Raw genomic sequence first — 16,220 nt, forward strand, 5'->3', positions numbered from 1 at the left:
TGTGGTTTCCCATGAGCCGGCCAGCGGCCGGCACTACCGTGTGTGCGAATGCCGCCATCTGCCGGATGTGCGAATGCCGACCGTTGGTCGGCACGCACCCGTCCCAGCATCGGTCGCCTTACGCCGACAATTCCAGCAGCAGCTTGTTGAGCCGGCGCACGTAGGCGGCCGGGTCCTTCAGCGTGTCACCGGCAGCCAGCGCGGCCTGTTCGAACAGCACGCGGCTGAGGTCGTCGAAGCGGGCGCTGTCGGCTTCCTGGTCCAGCTTGCCGATCAGCGGGTGGCCGGGGTTGAACTCGAACACCGGCTTGCTGTCGGGCACCTTCTGGCCGCTGGCTTCCAGGATCTGGCGCATCTGCAGGCCCAGGTCCTGTTCGCCGATGGCCAGGATCGCCGGGGAGTCAGTGAGGCGGTGCGACACGCGCACGTCGGCGACATCCTCGCCCAGCGCGGCCTTGATGCGGTCGACCAGGCCCTGCTTGTCCTTGGCGGCCGCTTCCTGGGCCTGCTTGTCTTCGGCGCTTTCCAGCGCGCCCAGGTCCAGGTCGCCGCGGGCGACGTCGACGAACGACTTGCCATCGAACTCGGTCAGGTACCCCATCAGCCATTCGTCGATGCGGTCGGTGAACAGCAGCACTTCGATGCCCTTCTTGCGGAACACTTCCAGGTGCGGGCTGTCCTTGACCTGGGTGTAGCTGTCGCCGGTCAGGTAGTAGATCTTGTCCTGGCCTTCGATCATGCGGCCCACGTAATCGGCCAGCGACACGCTCTGCTCGCCGCTGGTGTCATGGGTGGAGGCGAAGCGCAGCAGACCGGCGATCTTTTCGCGGTTGTTGAAGTCTTCGGCGGGGCCTTCCTTGAGCACCTGGCCGAACTGCTTCCAGAAGCCGGCGTAAACGTCGGGCTTGTCGGTGGCCAGCTTCTCCAGCATGTCCAGCGAGCGCTTGGTCAGGGCCGACTTCATGGAGTCGATGACCGGGCCGGACTGCAGGATTTCGCGCGAGACGTTCAGCGACAGGTCGTTGGAGTCGACCACGCCCTTGATGAAACGCAGGTACATCGGCAGGAACTGTTCGGCCTGGTCCATGACGAACACGCGCTGCACGTAGAGCTTCAGGCCCTTGGGCGCGTCGCGGTGGTACAGGTCGAACGGGGCGTGGCCGGGCACGTACAGCAGCGAGGTGTATTCGAGCTTGCCTTCGACCTTGTTGTGGCTCCACGCCAGGGCATCCTGGTGGTCGTGGGCGGCGTGCTTGTAGAACTCCTGGTACTCGGCGTCGCTGATCTCGGTGCGCGGACGGGTCCACAGGGCGCTGGCGCGGTTGACGGTTTCCCATTCAACCTCGGCCGGGGCGTCGTCGCCGTGGTGTTCCTTGACCATCTGGATCGGCAGGCCGATATGGTCGGAGTACTTCTTGATGATGCCGCGCAGGCGCCAGCCATCGGCGAAGTCGTGCTGGTCGTCCTTGAGGTGCAGGACGATGCGGGTGCCGCGCTCGGGCTTGTCGATGGGTTCGACGTCGAACTCGCCTTCACCACGCGAGGACCAGTGCACGCCCTCGCTGGCGGGCAGGCCGGCACGGCGGGAGTAGACGTCGACCTGGTCGGCGACGATGAAGGCGCTGTAGAAGCCGACGCCGAACTGGCCGATGAGCTGGGAGTCTTTCTTCTGGTCGCCGGAGAGCTGGCGCAGGAAGTCACCGGTGCCGGACTTGGCGATGGTGCCGAGGTGCGCGATGGCATCCTCGCGGCTCATGCCGATGCCGTTGTCGTCGATGGTGAGGGTGTGGGCGTCGGCATCGAAGCTGACACGGATGCGCAGGTCGCCGTCGTTTTCGAGCAGGGCCGGCTGGGTCAGCGCTTCAAAGCGCAGTTTGTCGGAGGCATCGGCGGCGTTGGAGATGAGCTCGCGAAGGAAGATTTCCTTGTTGGAGTACAGCGAGTGGATCATCAGCTGCAGCAGTTGTTTGACTTCGGTCTGGAAGCCCAGGGTTTGTTTTTGGGTCTGCTCGGTCACGGTGACGATGCTCCTTGGACGATGCCGCGCCCGGCGCGGCGGCTGGCTCAAGGGGTAGGGGTGGATTGTCCCGTTTTCAAGGCATAGAAGCGCGGCGCCTACGTTTCCATGAAAGAGGGCGTGGTGGTGGCGGTGGCCGGACCGCCTAGAATGACGCCCTGAATCGCCTGATCTTCGTGCCCATGACCTGTTCCCGCTCGTTCGACCCGTCCGCTCTTTCCTTCTGGAGCCGCGCATGAAGCCGCGCCCGCCGGTGGCGGCGGCCGTGGGACAGGTGCGGATCATCGGCGGCAAGTGGCGCGGGACGAAGTTGCCGGTGCCGCTGTCGCCGGGGCTGCGACCCAGCAGTGATCGGGTCCGGGAGACGCTGTTCAACTGGCTGATGCCGCGGATTGGCGGCGCGCGGGTACTGGACCTGTTTGCCGGTAGCGGGGCGCTGGGGCTGGAGGCGGTGTCGCGTGGGGCCGGGCAGGTGACGCTGGTCGAGCGGGATGCCGGATTGGCCCGGCAGCTGCGCGAATCGGTGGCCAAGCTGGGCGCGCAGGGGCAGGTGGCGGTGGTGCAGGCCGATGCGCTGCAGTGGCTGGCGCAGCCGCCGACAGGGCAGGCCGATATCGTGTTCGTGGACCCGCCGTTCGCCGCCGGGCTGTGGGACCAGGTGCTGGCGGGGCTGGGGCCGCACCTGGCCGCCGATGCCTGGCTGTACCTGGAGGCACCGGCCGAGCAGGCACCGCGGGTGCCCGCGCCGTGGCTGCTGCACCGCGAGGGCGGGACCCGGGAGGTGCGTTTTGCCCTGTACCGCCGCGCCACTGCTACACTTTCACCAGATCACAACGTGTAGCTGACGTATGACCGTGGCCAACCGCCGCATTGCCGTTTACCCGGGCACCTTCGATCCGATCACCAACGGTCACATCGACCTGGTGAACCGGGCCGCGCCGCTGTTCGAGAAGGTCGTGGTTGGCGTGGCGCAGAGCCCGTCCAAGGGCCCGACGCTGCCGCTGGAGCTGCGCGTGCAGCTGGCGCGCGATGCGCTGGGCCACAACCGCAACGTGGAAGTGATCGGCTTCGATACCCTGCTGGCGCATTTCGTGCGCTCGGTGCAGGGCGGGGTGCTGCTGCGCGGGCTGCGCGCGGTGTCCGATTTCGAGTACGAATTCCAGATGGCGAGCATGAACCGCCACCTGATCCCGGAGGTCGAGACCCTGTTCCTGACCCCGGCCGAGCAGCACAGCTTCATTTCGTCTTCGCTGGTCCGCGAGATCGCCCGCCTGGGCGGCGACGTGTCCGGCTTCGTGCCCGCCTCGGTCCTCGAGGCGCTGCGCAAGGTCCGTGAAGCGAAGTCGGGCCCGTCGTAAACACCTGTCAGATCCACACATACCAAGAATCACCAAGGGAGGAATTCCATGAACAACACCATGCGTGCCATGTTGATCGCGTCGTTCGCGCTGGCCTTCACCGCCTGCAAGAAGGAAGAGGCTGCTCCGGTCGCCGAAGCCCAGCAGGCGCTGGTCGCCCCGGACGCCAATGACGACGCCGGCTGGAAGAAGTACCTGCAGGCCGTGGCCGTGCAGAACATGGGCAACATTACCAACAGCCCGTTCCTGTACTACCTGTCCCCGGAATCGGACCCGGAGTTCGCCGCCAAGTACGAGCGTCAGGTCGAGAGCGCCACCCAGGCCGTCGCCCGTGGTATCCAGCCGGGCAACATGCTGGCCTTCGGTTCGTCGGCCTCCTCGAAGATGGCCGACATGATCCAGGCCGTGTTCAAGGATGTGCCGGCTGACTCGATGAAGAACGTGCGCGTGGTGTTCATCGGCAAGGCCGCTGACAACGCCCGCGTGCAGTCCATCATCCAGCCGACCGGCGCCGAGTACATCTTCGTAGAAGCCAAGTAACCCGTGCAGTGGCGGCCGCGCGTCCCGCGTGGCCCGGGCGGCTTCTGCGAGGAAGCCGCCGATGACCGGCCGGCGCGCATGCGCTGGTCGGTCTTCATCCGCCGGCGCGGGCGTGGAGTAACGCCATGTCGCTGAAAATCAATGAGCTCTGCGTCAACTGTGACGTGTGTGAGCCAGCCTGTCCCAATCAGGCCATCTCGATGGGTGAAACCATCTACGTGATCGATCCGGCCCGCTGCACCGAGTGCGTGGGACATTTCGACGAACCCCAGTGCGTGGTCGTCTGCCCGGTCGAATGCATCGATCCCGATCCGGACATCCCGGAAACCCAGGACGCCCTGCTGGCCAAGTTGTTCGGGCTGCAGCGCGACCATCCCGAACTTTATGCGGAGCCCCCATCCGAATGAACATGTTGTCGCGTCGTTGGTTGCTGCTCGTCCTGTTGTGGTCCCCGGTGGCATGGTCCGCCGCACCCGCACAGGGTTCCCTGGCCAGCCATCCGGACGGCGCGGCCATTGCCAGCGGCCACCACCTGGCCACCGAGGCCGGCATGGAGATCCTGGCCAAGGGCGGCAATGCGTTCGATGCGGCGGTGGCGGTGTCGTCCACCTTGGCGGTGGTCGAGCCGATCAGCTCGGGGCTGGGCGGCGGCGGGTTCTTCCTGCTGCATGACGCCCGGACCGGCAAGGATGTGATGCTGGACGCGCGCGAAACCGCGCCGCAGGCCGGCACCGAGGCTGCCTTCCTGGACAGCAAGGGCGAACTGGACCGCGACCGCTCGGTCAACGGCCCGTGGTCGGCCGGCATCCCCGGCCTGCCGGCGGCGCTGGTGGAGCTGTCGTCCAAGCACGGCAAGCTGCCGCTGCGCACCTCGCTGGGCCCGGCGATGCGCATCGCCAGTGACGGGTTCCCGGTGTATGCCCGCATGGCCAAGGGCTATGCATCACGCCGCGAAGTGATGGAACGCTACCCCGGCACGCGCGAGGTGTACCTGCGCAACGGCAAGCCGATCGCCGAGGGCGACCTGTTCCGCCAGCCCGAACTGGCTGCCACGCTGGAGCGGTTGGCCGACAAGGGCTTCGACGGTTTCTACCGCGGCCAGACCGGCAAGGCGCTGCTGGCCGGCGTGAAGCAGGCCGGCGGCACGTGGACCGCCGACGAGCTGGCCGGCTACCGGGTCAAGCTGCGCGAGCCGATCGTGTTCAAGTACCGCGACTGGACCATCACCACCGCCTCGCCGCCGTCGTCCGGTGGCATCGCGCTGGCATCGATGCTTCAGATCCTGGAAGGCTGGGATCTCAAATCGATGGACCAGGCCCACCGCACCCACCTGGTGGTGGAAGCGATGCGCCGCGCCTACCGTGACCGTACGTTCTTCCTGGGCGACCCGGACTTCGTGCAGATTCCGCAGAAAGTGCTGACCAGCAAGGACTACGCCCAGGGCCTGCGCGCCACGATCCACCCGGAGAAGGCCACCCCGAGCGACCTGCTGTCGGGCAACCCGACCCCGCTGGAAGACGACGAAACCACGCACTTCTCGATCATCGACCGCGACGGCAACCGCGTGGGCGCCACCCAGACGGTGAACCTGCTGTACGGCTCGGGCCTGATTCCCAAGGGCACCGGCGTGCTGCTCAACAACGAAATGGACGATTTCGCGCTGAAGCCGGGCACGCCCAATGCCTTCGGCGTGATGGGCTATGCAGCCAACGCGCCCAAGCCGGGCAAGCGCATGCTCAGCTCGATGACCCCCACCTTCATGGAATCGCCCGACAAGGTGGTGGTGCTGGGCACCCCGGGCGGCAGCCGCATCATCACCATGGTGTTGCTGGGCATCCTGGGCTACGACGACGGCCTGACTGCACAGCAGGTAGCCGCCTTGCCGCGCTACCACCACCAGTGGCTGCCCGACGAGATCTCGGCCGAAACCGGCGCGCTGTCGGTGGACACGATCAAGCAGCTGCAGGCGATGGGCCACAAGATCGAGCTGCCCGGCGACAGCGCCGAGGGCGGCCGTGGCTCCAGCCATGTGTGGGGCAACCTGCAGACCGTGGAGTGGGACCGCAAGGCCAACGTGCTCAGCGGCGGCAGCGACCCGCGCAATCCGGTGGGCAGTGCGGCGGTAACGCCTGCCGCCGCGCGCTGAGTCTGCGTCACCTGTTACTGCGAAAAACCCCGCCTGCCGGCGGGGTTTTTCGTTGTATGAACCGATGCGCCTAGCGAATATTTAACGCGTCCCGCCGGATAATTTGCGCATGAAACTATGGTCGATACGCGGTAACTCACAGAAGCTGGACGGCGGTGCGATGTTCGGCAATGCGCCGCGCGCGGTCTGGGAAAAATGGGCGGCACCGGATGATCTGAACCGGATCGAGCTGGCGTGCCGCGCCCTGCTGGCCAGCCCGCTGGCCGGCAAGACGGTGTTGTTCGAGACCGGTATCGGCGCGTTCTTCGAGCCGAAACTGCGCGACCGCTACGGGGTGCAGGAACCCCGCCACGTACTGATGGAATCGCTGCGCGAGGCCGGCTTCGAGCACGAGGATATCGACGTGGTGGTGCTCAGCCACCTGCATTTCGACCACGCAGGCGGCCTGCTGGCGCAGTGGAGCGAAGGACGCGAGCTGGAGCTGCTGTTCCCCAATGCCACCTTCCTGGTGGGCGCCGAGCACTGGCAACGGGCGCTGCACCCGCACCCGCGCGACCGCGCCAGCTTCATTCCCGAGTTGCCCGGCCTGCTGCAGGCCAGCGGGCGGCTGGAGATCGTGGACGGCCCGTATTCCAAGGCGCTGGGCAACAGCGTGCGCTTCAGTTTCAGCGACGGGCATACCCCGGGCCTGATGCTGGCCGAGATCGTCGGCCCCGAGCAGGTCGATGGCCAGGCGCGTGGCGGGGTGGTGTTCTGCGCCGACCTGATTCCGGGTCGGTCGTGGGTGCACGTGCCGATCACCATGGGCTACGACCGCAACGCCGAACTGCTGATCGACGAAAAGCGCACCTTCCTGGAAGACAAACTGGCGCGCAACGTGCACCTGTTCTTTACCCACGACCCGCAGTGCGCGCTGGCGCAGGTGGTGCGCGATGACAAGGGCCGGTTCGGCACCGTCCACGAGCAGGGCGAACTGAAGGCCCGCGCGCTGGCCTGATGCACCCGGCAATGCCGGTAGATGCCGACCGTCGCTCGGCACGTCATGGTGGTGCCGGCCGCTGGCCGGCTCCTCATGAACCTCGGACGTATAACGTGGAGCCGGCCAGCGGCCGGCACTACCGTCGGGGCCGCCGTCCAAGCGCACCGGTAGGTGCCGACCGTTGGTCGGCACGGCATCCAATCCGAGCACCGGGTACAACCCGGCGCGAACCTCAATGCGCCTTCAGACACCCGCTCATGAAGGTCTTGCGTGCATCGCCGGCCAGCTTCTTCGCGGCGGCATCGGCATTGCAGGTTTTCATGCGTTCCTGCGGCGTGGTCGCCGCCGGGGCCGGCCCGCTCAGGCAGGCCTTCTGCGCGGACTTGTAGTCCTCGCCGGTCTTGCCCTTGTTCTTGGCCGAACAGTCGGCCATGCGCTGCTGTTGCGGGGTAGCGGCATCGGCCAGCACGGGGCTGCCGATCAGCAGCAGGCAGGCCAGCAGGGACACAGTCTTCATGGCAACACTCCACGCACGGGTAGGGTTGCGCGCAGCTTCTGCCTCGCCCTGAGCAGGCCGCGTGAAGAAGCCGGCGGCCGCGCAGGGCCGCCAGCCAACGCGTGGATCAACCGACCACGCGGGTCCCGAAGATGCGATCACCGGCATCGCCCAAGCCCGGCAGGATGTAGCCCTTTTCGTTGAGCTGGGCGTCGATGGCGGCGGTGAAAATCTCCACGTCCGGGTGCACGGCCTGTACGGCGGCGATGCCCTCCGGCGCGGCCACCAGGAAAATGCCCTTGATGCGGCGCGCGCCCGCACGCTTGAGCATGTCGATGGTGGCGATCAGGGTGCCGCCGGTGGCCAGCATCGGGTCCAGGATCAGCGCATCGCGCTCTTCCAGGCGACCGGTCAGGCGCTCGAAGTAGGGCACCGGCTGCAGGGTTTCCTCATCGCGCTGCAGGCCCACCACGCTGACCCGCGCGGCCGGGATCAGCGACAGCACGCCGCTGAGCATGCCCAGCCCGGCACGCAGGATCGGCACCACGGTGATCTTGGCCCCGGCGATGCGCTGCACCGTCACCGGACCGGCCCAGCCGGCCATGGTGTGGGCTTCGGTGTCCAGGTCGGCGGTGGCCTCATAGGCCAGCAGGCCGCCGAGCTCGTTGGCCAGTTCGCGGAAATCCTTGGTGCTCAGGGACGCATCGCGCATCAGGCCGATCTTGTGCTGCACCAGCGGATGGCGCACTTCGACGATTTTCATGGGGAAAGGCAACGGTAAGCAGGAAGGCCACTAGTGTGCCGCAAGCCCCACCGAAGCCAAAGCCCGGCGCCGCAGGACCCCCGGTGTCATGCCCATGCAACCTCCCGGACATACCGTGCTGACCCAATCTTTACGCCGTTGGGGAATGCCGTGCAGAACAAGAGCGTGTTGGGCCGGGCGATCAGCCTGTCGTTGCTGGTGATGGCCAGTCCGTCGGTGTTCGCCGCCGACACCAGCGTGGGCACCGCCGCCAGTGGGGCCGGGGCGATTGACCTGGACCGGGTCGAAGTCCGCCCGCAGCTGGAGTCGCAGACCCGCGCGGTCGACCTCAAGCGCAGCAGCGACGCCATCGAGGATGCGGTATCGTCCGACGCCATGGGCGTGTACCCGGACAAGAACGTGGCCGAGTCGCTGCAGCGCCTGCCCGGCGTCAGCGTGACCCGCGACCAGGGCGAGGGCCGCTTCGTGGTGATCCGCGGCCTGGACGCCAATCTCAACAGTGTCAGCGTCGACGGCATCGCCATCGGCACCCCGGAAGACTCCAGCCGCGCTGCACCGCTGGACGTGATCCCCTCCGACTCGACCGAGCGCCTGCGCGTGGTCAAGTCGCCCACCCCGGACATGCCCGGCGATGCCATCGGCGGTGCGATCCTGGTGGAATCGGCCTCGGCCTTCGATCGCGACGGGCGCAGCCTGCGCGGCAAGATCGAAGCCAGCCACCAGCAACTGTCCGGTGAGACCAGCCCCAAGGCGGCCTTCAACTACAGCGAGGTGTTCGCCGACACCTTCGGCGTGGCGGTGGGCGTGAACTACCAGAAGCGCAGCTTCGAATCGGACAACACCGAAGTGGAGTACGGCACCTTCGAGGGCGGCGCCAAGGACGACCTGTTCGCCAACAGCCTGCAGCGCCGCAAGTACGAGATCGAACGCAAACGCATCGGCGCCAACCTCAACCTGGACTGGCATCCCGACGAGGACAACCGCTATTACCTGCGCACGCTGTACAGCCAGTTCGACGATGCCGAAACGCGCCAGCGCACCATCTTCGATTTTGGTGACGAGGGCATCACCGCGCTGGGCGGCAACCAGTACCGCGTGGATGACCTGGCCGCCGACAGCATCCAGAAGCGCATGCGCTACCGCACCAAGAAGGAAAATACGTTCGCCGCCAGCGTCGGCGGTGAGAACCGCCTGAGCGGCGCGGTGGTCGACTACAAGGTGGGCTATACGCGCACCGAAGAGCGCGTCAACGACGAGATGGAAGCGCGGTTCGAGTACGCCGGTGACGACCTGTCCGCCACCGTCGACCAGAACAGCCGCGTGCCGCGCATCGCCCTGAGCGATGCGGGCTGGATGGACAACGGCACCTACGACTTCGACCGCATGGTGCTGTCGCCCAAGCGCGTGGACGACAAGGAACACAGCGCGCAGGTCAACCTGCGTTTCGACGGCGACAACGCCAGCTACAAGTTCGGCCTGCTCGGCCGCTGGCGCGACCGCGACGTGGACACCAACGAGCGCGAGCTGCGCGTTGGCCCGGACATCGCCCTGTCCGACTGGACCACCGGCACGCCCGAACACCGTGGCGGCACGCTGGGCCAGGGCATGAGCTCGGACGCGATGCGCCGCTATTGGGCGCAGTTCGGTGGCCAGTACAGCGCACGCCCGCAGGATGCCGGCGGCAATGCGCTGACCTCGCTGGAAGAGGACTACACCGCCCGCGAGGACATCTTCGCCAGCTACGCGATGGGCACCTGGGACATCGGGGCACTGCGCATCATCGGCGGCGTGCGCGTGGAGAACACCCAGTTCAGCGCCACCGGCAACAGCGTGGACGTGGCCAGCAATGGCCGCACCTACACCGTGACCCCGCTCACCGTCAGCCGCAGCTACAGCAACGTGCTGCCGGGCCTGCACCTGCGCTACGACGCCGGTGATGCCTGGGTGCTGCGCGCGGCCGCCAACAAGACCGTCTCGCGCCCGTCGTTCGGCGACATCGCCCCGCGCATCGGCCTGAGCCGTGGCGACGAGGAAGTGCGCATCGGCAACCCGCAGCTGGACCCGTACGAATCGAAGAACATCGATCTGTCGATCGAGAAGTACATCGGCACCACCGGCATCCTGTCGCTGGGCCTGTTCCACAAGGCGATCGACGGCTACATCGTCAACACGGTGAGCACGACCGACCCGGCCTACCCGGACTTCAAGGTCACCCGGGTGATCAACGGCAACAAGGCCACCGTCAAGGGCGCCGAGTTCAACTGGCAGCAGCAGCTGGCGTTCCTGCCGGCCGGCTGGGACGGCCTGCTGGTGGGCGCCAGCGGCACCTGGCTGGATACCGACTTCGATCCGGGCCTGGCCGGGCGCGAGCGCGACGACTTCATGCTGCCGCGCGCCTCCAAGCACGTCTACACCGCGCACATCGGCTATGAGAAGGCCGGCTTCAGCACCCGCGTGGCGGCGGTGTACCGCAGCGAGTACCTGGACACGCTGGGTGACAGCGCTGCCTACGACATCTACGTGGCGCCCAACACCCAGCTGGATGTCAGCCTGGACTACAAGATCACCGCCAACGTGAGCGTGTACCTGGAAGCGCAGAACCTGCTCGACAAGCCGCTGGAGCTGTACCAGGGCACGCGCTCGCGCACCCTGCAGATGGAAGAGTATGGCCGCACGTATGCGCTGGGCCTGAAGGTGGCGCTGTGATGCGCGCACGTCATGCCGTGGCGGTGGTGAGCCTGGCCCTGCTGGCGGCGTGCAAGGCGGCATCCGGCCCGGCGGCCGATGCGCCGGCCGGCGCGGCTGCAACGCGTTCGGTGGCCACGGTGGCCGAAGCCTTCCTTACCCCGATGACTCCGGCCGACAACATCGACTCGCCGGCCAGCTGGACCGCCCCCGACGGCAAGCAGTGGCTGATCGCCACCGCCAAGACCACCCACAAGCTGGTGGTCTATGACGGCCAGACCGGCGCGCACCTGCGTGACGTGGGCAGCCAGGGCACCGCCCCGGGTCAGTTCGACCGCCCCAACGGCATCGCCGTGATCGACGACCTGGTGCTGGTGGTGGAGCGCGACAACCACCGCGTGCAGGTGCTGCACCTGCCCGATTTCACCCCGCTGGGGGTGTTCGCCGCCGCCGACCTGCGCAAGCCCTATGGGCTGTGGGTGAACAAGCAGCGCGAAGGCTACGACGTCTACGTCACCGACTCCTACGATGCCGGCGAAGACGCGCAGGGCAATGACGTGCTGCCGCCCCTGGCCGAACTGGACAAGCGCGTGCGCCGCTACGCACTCACGATGAAGGGGAACACGCTGGACGCGACCCTGGTGGGCAGCATCGGCGACACCAGCGATGCCGGTGCCCTGCGCGTGGTCGAATCGATCTGGGGCGACCCGGCCAACGACCGCCTGTTGATTGCCGAGGAAGACGAAACCTACGCCAGCGAGATCAAGGTGTACACGCTGGAAGGCCGCTTCACCGGTACCACGTTTGGCCGCGATGCCTTCCAGGCGCAGGCCGAAGGCGTGATGCTCAAGACCTGCGGCAAGGACGGCTGGTGGATCACCACCGAACAGGGCAAGCAGCGCAGCGTGTTCCACCTGTTCGACCGCCACACCTTGAAGCATGTCGGTGCGTTCCAGGGCAACACGGTGGCCAACACCGACGGCATCTGGCTGGATCAAGCGGCATCTGCGCGGTTCCCGCACGGCGTGCTGTATGCCGTGCATGACGACCAGGGCGTGGTGGCGTTCGACTGGGCCACTGTCGCCCGGCAGTTGTCGCTGCCGCTGGAGTGCGCGCCATGACGCGCGCCCCGATTACCACTGCGGCATTGCTGTTGGCGCTGCTGCTGGGCAACGGCCCGGCCGCCGCAAAGGCACCGGACAACGCTGCCGAACCCAACACCCAGGTGCCCGCCGGCAACCGCCACTATGCGGCCACTGGTTTCCCGGACCGCATGGTGGCCTCGCCGGCGCAGGACGCCGCGCGCGGCTTCGGCGTGTCCTGGCGCACCGATGCCTCCGTCAGCGCGCCAATCCTGGAGTGGGTGGTGGCCGGTGACTCGCCGGACGTGGGCACGCCCACCCGCATCACGGCGGCCACCCGCGCGCTGGAGACCGAGAACGGCCCGGCCCATTACCATCGCGCCGACGTGGCCGGGCTGCAGCCGGACACGCTGTATCTCTGGCGGGTGCAGGGCAACAGCACCTGGAGCGCGTGGCACCAGCTGCGCACCGCAGGCACCGCCCGGCAGCCGCTGACGTTGCTGTACTTCGGCGACACCCAGAACAAGAACCTCAGCCACGTCTCGCGCGTGCTGCGTGCGGGCATCAAGGCCGCACCGGATGCGCGCCTGAGCCTGTTCGCCGGTGACCTGGTCAGCGGCGGCGACGGCCAGGACGACAGCGAGTGGGGCGAGTGGTTCGCCGCCGCGGGCTGGCTGCCACAGGAAACCGCGGTGGCCCCGGCCATCGGCAACCACGAGTATTTCGAGGAGTTCGAAGACACCCCGCAGGAGCGACGGGTGCTGGGCCGACACTGGCCGGTGACCTTCGCGCTACCGCGCAATGGCGTGGACGCCGCCGACACCAGCACCTACTGGTTCGACTACCAGGGCGTGCGCATCGCCGTGCTCGACGGCACCTCGGCACTGGACCTGGGCACCGCGCAGGCGCAGGCCGCATGGCTGGACACGGTGCTGGCCAACAACCCGCACCCGTGGAGCATCGTGCTGCTGCACCAGCCGTTCTACTCGCCGCGCGAGGGTCGCGAGAACGCCGAACTGCGCGACGTGCTGCTGCCGGTGGTGCGCCGCCATCAGGTGGACCTGGTGCTGCAGGGCCACGACCACACCTATGGCCGTCGTGGCGAGGGGCAGGGCGCCACCCCGCAGTTCGTGGTCACCGTGGCCGGTCCCAAGCAGTACCGCCTGTCTGAGCAGGCGCGCGCGACGATGGCGCCGGTAGGCGAAGACACCCAGCTCTACCAGGTGCTGAAGATCGACCCGAAACACCTGCGCTATGAAGCACGCACGGTCACCGGCCAGCTGTATGACGGCTTCGAACTGACCCGTGCCGCCAATGGACGCAAGCGCAAGACCGAACTGACGCAGGGACGCATCGCCCCCCGTGACTGCACGCGCGCGCAAACCCTCAAGGGCCGCGCCGACCGTTGCTGGGAATGACCCCCGTGCCGGGCCGTTGCGACGCGCCCGGCCGATGCTGGAGAACAAGATGACCACCCGACGCGTTCTGCCCCTGGCCGCCATCGCCGCCGCCTTGCTGCTGCTGGCCGGTGCCGGTGGCGCCACCAACGCCGTGCTGCACCCGTTCCTGGCCGCCCAGCCCAAGGAGGCCCCGGACGAGGCCAACCTGGCAGTGGAAATACCGGCCGGCAGTTTCACCAAGTACGAGATCAAGGAAGACGGCCTGGTCCATGTGGACCGCTTCCAGTCGATGCCGGTGGCGTACCCGGCCAACTACGGGTCGATGCCGCGCACGCTGGCCGGCGACAACGACCCGCTCGACGCGCTGGTGCTGACCCGCGAGCCGCTGCATCCCGGTGTGATCGTGCGGTTCCGTCCGATCGGGTTCCTGAAGATGCTGGACAACGGCGAACATGACGAGAAGGTCATCGGCGTGCCCACCGATAAGCTCGACCCCACCTACGCCGGCATCCGCGACCTGCAGGACCTGCCACTGATCGAACGCCAGCGCATCGAAGCGTTTTTCCGCGTGTACAAGGACCTGCCCGAAGGACGCAATCCGGTGCAGCTCGATGGCTGGGGCAACGCGGCCGAGGCCAAGGCGCTGATCCGCGCCTCGATGCAGCGCTTCGACCTGCAGCAGCAGCGCCGCAAGGGCGATTGAGGCGCTCCGCCCGTTGTATGCTCGGCGCACTACAGCCGGGGGGCGGATGATGGGCAAGTCGCAGTGGGCGAACGGGGTTGGCGTGGCCTTGCTGGTGCTGGAGTTGCTGGTGTTTGCATTGCCCGTCACCCTGCTCGATGGCTTCGGCCTGCTGATGCTGTCGCGCCCCACCGGCCACCCGGATTACGCGCCGATGCTGGTCGGCGTGTTGCTGGCCAGCGTGGCACTGGTCGGCTTCTGGCGGCTTGCGTTCGGCTTCCTGCTCGATGGCCTGACCCTGCACGGCGCGCCTCGCTGGGCGCGCTGGTGCACCGGCACCGGTGCATTGCTGTGCCTGGGGGCGTTGCTGATTGCCGGCCTCTTCAACCGGCTCAACGCACTGGCCTTTGTCGGCGTGCTGGGGCTGCCGGTGATGGTGCCGCTGGGCCACATGCTGGTGGTATCCCAGCGCGTGCCCACGCCACCGCCGCTGCCGTAGGCGCGCTCAACCGCGCGCGGCGGTCGCCTTGTCCACGCGGCGTTTGAACACCGCCATTTCCTTCTCGGCCTGCTTGTCACCGTTGCGCTGCGCCACGGCAATGCCTTCCTGCCATGCCCGTGCCGCCGCATCGGCATCGCCGGCGGCCAGCCACGCCTTGCCCAGCAGTTTCCAGCCCGCCGAATAGGCCGGGTCCTGCGCCACGCAGCGCTGCAGGTGCGCGGCCGCCTCGGCGGGCTCACCCGCGTCCAGCAGGCCCTTGCCCAGGCTGAAGCGCAGCAGCGCACTGTCGCGACCGGCGTCGAGCATGCGCTGCAGGGCGGTCATGTCCATGGCGGAGCATCCACGTCGGCGCGGCCATCGATAGGGGTGTAGCGGCTGCGGTGGTAGGCCAGTGCCGCGCCCGGTGCCGCCTCGAAACGCGCAACCCGGCCCACGATCAACACGTGGTCGCCCAGTGGCAGGCTGCGCTCCACCGTGCACAGCAGCCAGCCGACCGCCTTGCGCACCCGCGGTGCGGCGCCCCCCAGGTCGAGCACGTCCGCAGCGGCCGGTGTGCGACGCCGCAGCGGGTCGGCGAAGTGGCGCGCCACCGCTTCCTGGCCGGACGACAACAGGCTGATACCGAAGTACGCCGCGTCGCGGAACATGGGCAGGTCGGCGGCGCGCTCGCCGATGCTCCACGCCACCAGCGGTGGCTGCAACGACAGCGTGGTGAGCGAGTTGATGGTCATCGCCACCGGCAAGCCCGCCGCGCCATGCACGGCGACCACCGCCACGCCGGTCGGGTACTGCCCGAACACGTGGCGCAATGCAGCCGTGTCGAGCCCGGCACCGGACGCGTCGGCGGCAACGACCGGTGCCGCAGCAGGTGCCGGGCCCGCGCGCATCAGCGCCCGCCCGCCGCCTCGAAGCGACGTGCCACTTCGCTCCAGTCGATCAGTTGGAAGAACGCGCCGATGTAGTCGGGGCGGCGGTTCTGGTAGTGCAGGTAGTAGGCATGCTCCCACACGTCCAGGCCCAGGATCGGCGTGCCGCCGGACAGGTTGGCGTAGGCGCCCATCAACGGGCTGTCCTGGTTGGGGCTGCTTTCCACCAGCAGGCGACCGTCGCGGCCCAGCGTCAACCAGGCCCAGCCGCTGCCGAAGCGGGTCTGCGCAGCCTTGGTGAAGGCGTCCTTGAAGGCGTCGTAGCCGCCCAGGTCACGCTCGATTGCCGCCGCCAATGCACCGGCCGGGCTGCCCCCGTTGCTGCTGAGAACGGTCCAGAACAGGCTGTGGTTGGCATGCCCGCCGCCGTTGTTGCGCACGGCGGTGCGTACGCTGTCGGGCAGCGCCTCGATATCGGCGATCAGGTGTTCAACCGGCATCGGTTCAACGCCGGCGTCGGCAAGCGCGGCGTTGAGGTTGTTGACGTAGGTCTGGTGGTGGCGCGCATGGTGGATTTCCATCGTCTGCGCGTCAAAGTGCGGTTCCAGGGCGTCGTAGGCGTAGGGCAGGGCGGGCAGGGTGTAGGTCATCGAAGACAGCTCCGTCAGGGGAGGAGACATCTTCGGACCTCAAGCATGGTTGAG

General features: G+C 67.6%; 17 protein-coding genes. 11 read left to right on the forward strand and 6 right to left on the reverse strand.

What is annotated here, in order from left to right:
• Window positions 1-118 precede the first annotated feature (118 nt).
• On the reverse strand, window positions 119-2,017 hold the full coding sequence (gene htpG, locus AC6CHL_RS10660; RefSeq protein ID WP_498294313.1) for a molecular chaperone HtpG: 1,899 nt from the start codon (window positions 2,015-2,017) through the stop codon (window positions 119-121).
• 235 nt (window positions 2,018-2,252) lie between these two features.
• Here htpG and rsmD point away from each other — a divergent pair, with 235 nt between their 5' ends.
• The 6 genes from rsmD to AC6CHL_RS10690 all read left to right on the forward strand — a co-directional run bounded on the left by rsmD (window position 2,253) and on the right by AC6CHL_RS10690 (window position 7,058).
• Window positions 2,253-2,858 carry a 16S rRNA (guanine(966)-N(2))-methyltransferase RsmD gene (gene rsmD, locus AC6CHL_RS10665; RefSeq protein ID WP_498294314.1) on the forward strand — a complete coding sequence of 202 codons (606 nt, stop codon included), beginning with the start codon at window positions 2,253-2,255 and terminating at the stop codon, window positions 2,856-2,858.
• Between the two features lie 7 nt (window positions 2,859-2,865).
• Window positions 2,866-3,375 (forward strand): pantetheine-phosphate adenylyltransferase, encoded by a 510-nt coding sequence (gene coaD, locus AC6CHL_RS10670; protein ID WP_038689023.1) that lies wholly within the window; start codon window positions 2,866-2,868, stop codon window positions 3,373-3,375.
• A gap of 48 nt (window positions 3,376-3,423) precedes the next feature.
• Window positions 3,424-3,915 (forward strand): hypothetical protein, encoded by a 492-nt coding sequence (locus AC6CHL_RS10675; protein ID WP_038689021.1) that lies wholly within the window; start codon window positions 3,424-3,426, stop codon window positions 3,913-3,915.
• Between the two features lie 125 nt (window positions 3,916-4,040).
• Window positions 4,041-4,322: a YfhL family 4Fe-4S dicluster ferredoxin gene (locus tag AC6CHL_RS10680; RefSeq protein WP_038689019.1), complete on the forward strand. Its 282-nt coding sequence runs from the start codon at window positions 4,041-4,043 to the stop codon at window positions 4,320-4,322.
• Complete coding sequence (gene ggt, locus AC6CHL_RS10685) at window positions 4,319-6,061, forward strand: gamma-glutamyltransferase (RefSeq protein ID WP_498294315.1); 1,743 nt, start codon at window positions 4,319-4,321, stop codon at window positions 6,059-6,061. The genes AC6CHL_RS10680 and ggt overlap by 4 nt, the downstream gene beginning before the upstream one ends.
• Window positions 6,062-6,170: 109 nt before the next feature.
• On the forward strand, window positions 6,171-7,058 hold the full coding sequence (locus AC6CHL_RS10690; RefSeq protein ID WP_498294316.1) for an MBL fold metallo-hydrolase: 888 nt from the start codon (window positions 6,171-6,173) through the stop codon (window positions 7,056-7,058).
• Between the two features lie 214 nt (window positions 7,059-7,272).
• Here the strand turns inward: AC6CHL_RS10690 and AC6CHL_RS10695 are convergent, their stop codons facing one another.
• A complete protein-coding gene (locus AC6CHL_RS10695) occupies window positions 7,273-7,557 on the reverse strand; it encodes a PsiF family protein (RefSeq protein WP_463600740.1) in 285 nt (94 codons plus the stop codon).
• Between the two features lie 106 nt (window positions 7,558-7,663).
• Window positions 7,664-8,299: a uracil phosphoribosyltransferase gene (gene upp / locus AC6CHL_RS10700; RefSeq protein WP_019183235.1), complete on the reverse strand. Its 636-nt coding sequence runs from the start codon at window positions 8,297-8,299 to the stop codon at window positions 7,664-7,666.
• Window positions 8,300-8,500: 201 nt separating this feature from the next.
• On the opposite strand from upp, the gene AC6CHL_RS10705 reads away from it, so the two are divergent.
• The 5 genes from AC6CHL_RS10705 to AC6CHL_RS10725 are packed head-to-tail and all read left to right on the forward strand — an operon-like array spanning window position 8,501 to window position 14,647.
• Entirely contained in the window at window positions 8,501-11,005 is a 2,505-nt protein-coding gene (locus tag AC6CHL_RS10705; RefSeq protein WP_498294380.1) for a TonB-dependent receptor, read from the forward strand.
• A complete protein-coding gene (locus AC6CHL_RS10710; RefSeq protein ID WP_498294317.1) occupies window positions 11,005-12,105 on the forward strand; it encodes a phytase in 1,101 nt (366 codons plus the stop codon). The genes AC6CHL_RS10705 and AC6CHL_RS10710 overlap by 1 nt, the downstream gene beginning before the upstream one ends.
• Entirely contained in the window at window positions 12,102-13,484 is a 1,383-nt protein-coding gene (locus AC6CHL_RS10715; RefSeq protein WP_498294318.1) for a purple acid phosphatase family protein, read from the forward strand. Before AC6CHL_RS10710 ends, AC6CHL_RS10715 begins: the two co-directional genes overlap by 4 nt.
• 49 nt (window positions 13,485-13,533) lie before the next feature.
• Window positions 13,534-14,169 (forward strand): inorganic diphosphatase, encoded by a 636-nt coding sequence (locus tag AC6CHL_RS10720; RefSeq protein WP_137189190.1) that lies wholly within the window; start codon window positions 13,534-13,536, stop codon window positions 14,167-14,169.
• A gap of 49 nt (window positions 14,170-14,218) precedes the next feature.
• Window positions 14,219-14,647 (forward strand): hypothetical protein, encoded by a 429-nt coding sequence (locus tag AC6CHL_RS10725; RefSeq protein WP_185753341.1) that lies wholly within the window; start codon window positions 14,219-14,221, stop codon window positions 14,645-14,647.
• Window positions 14,648-14,653: 6 nt separating this feature from the next.
• Here AC6CHL_RS10725 and AC6CHL_RS10730 read toward each other — a convergent pair whose 3' ends face one another.
• Genes AC6CHL_RS10730 through AC6CHL_RS10740 form a run of 3 tightly spaced genes read right to left on the reverse strand, consistent with a single transcriptional unit; the run spans window position 14,654 to window position 16,166 of the window.
• Window positions 14,654-14,980, reverse strand: a complete 327-nt coding sequence (locus AC6CHL_RS10730) for a tetratricopeptide repeat protein (RefSeq protein ID WP_038689002.1) — start codon at window positions 14,978-14,980, stop codon at window positions 14,654-14,656.
• On the reverse strand, window positions 14,971-15,537 hold the full coding sequence (locus AC6CHL_RS10735) for a flavin reductase family protein (protein ID WP_498294319.1): 567 nt from the start codon (window positions 15,535-15,537) through the stop codon (window positions 14,971-14,973). Before AC6CHL_RS10735 ends, AC6CHL_RS10730 begins: the two co-directional genes overlap by 10 nt.
• A complete protein-coding gene (locus AC6CHL_RS10740; RefSeq protein WP_038689000.1) occupies window positions 15,537-16,166 on the reverse strand; it encodes a superoxide dismutase in 630 nt (209 codons plus the stop codon). The genes AC6CHL_RS10735 and AC6CHL_RS10740 overlap by 1 nt, the downstream gene beginning before the upstream one ends.
• Between the last annotated feature and the right edge of the window lie 54 nt (window positions 16,167-16,220).

It is taken from the genome of Stenotrophomonas sp. GQ19 (genome assembly GCF_059758695.1).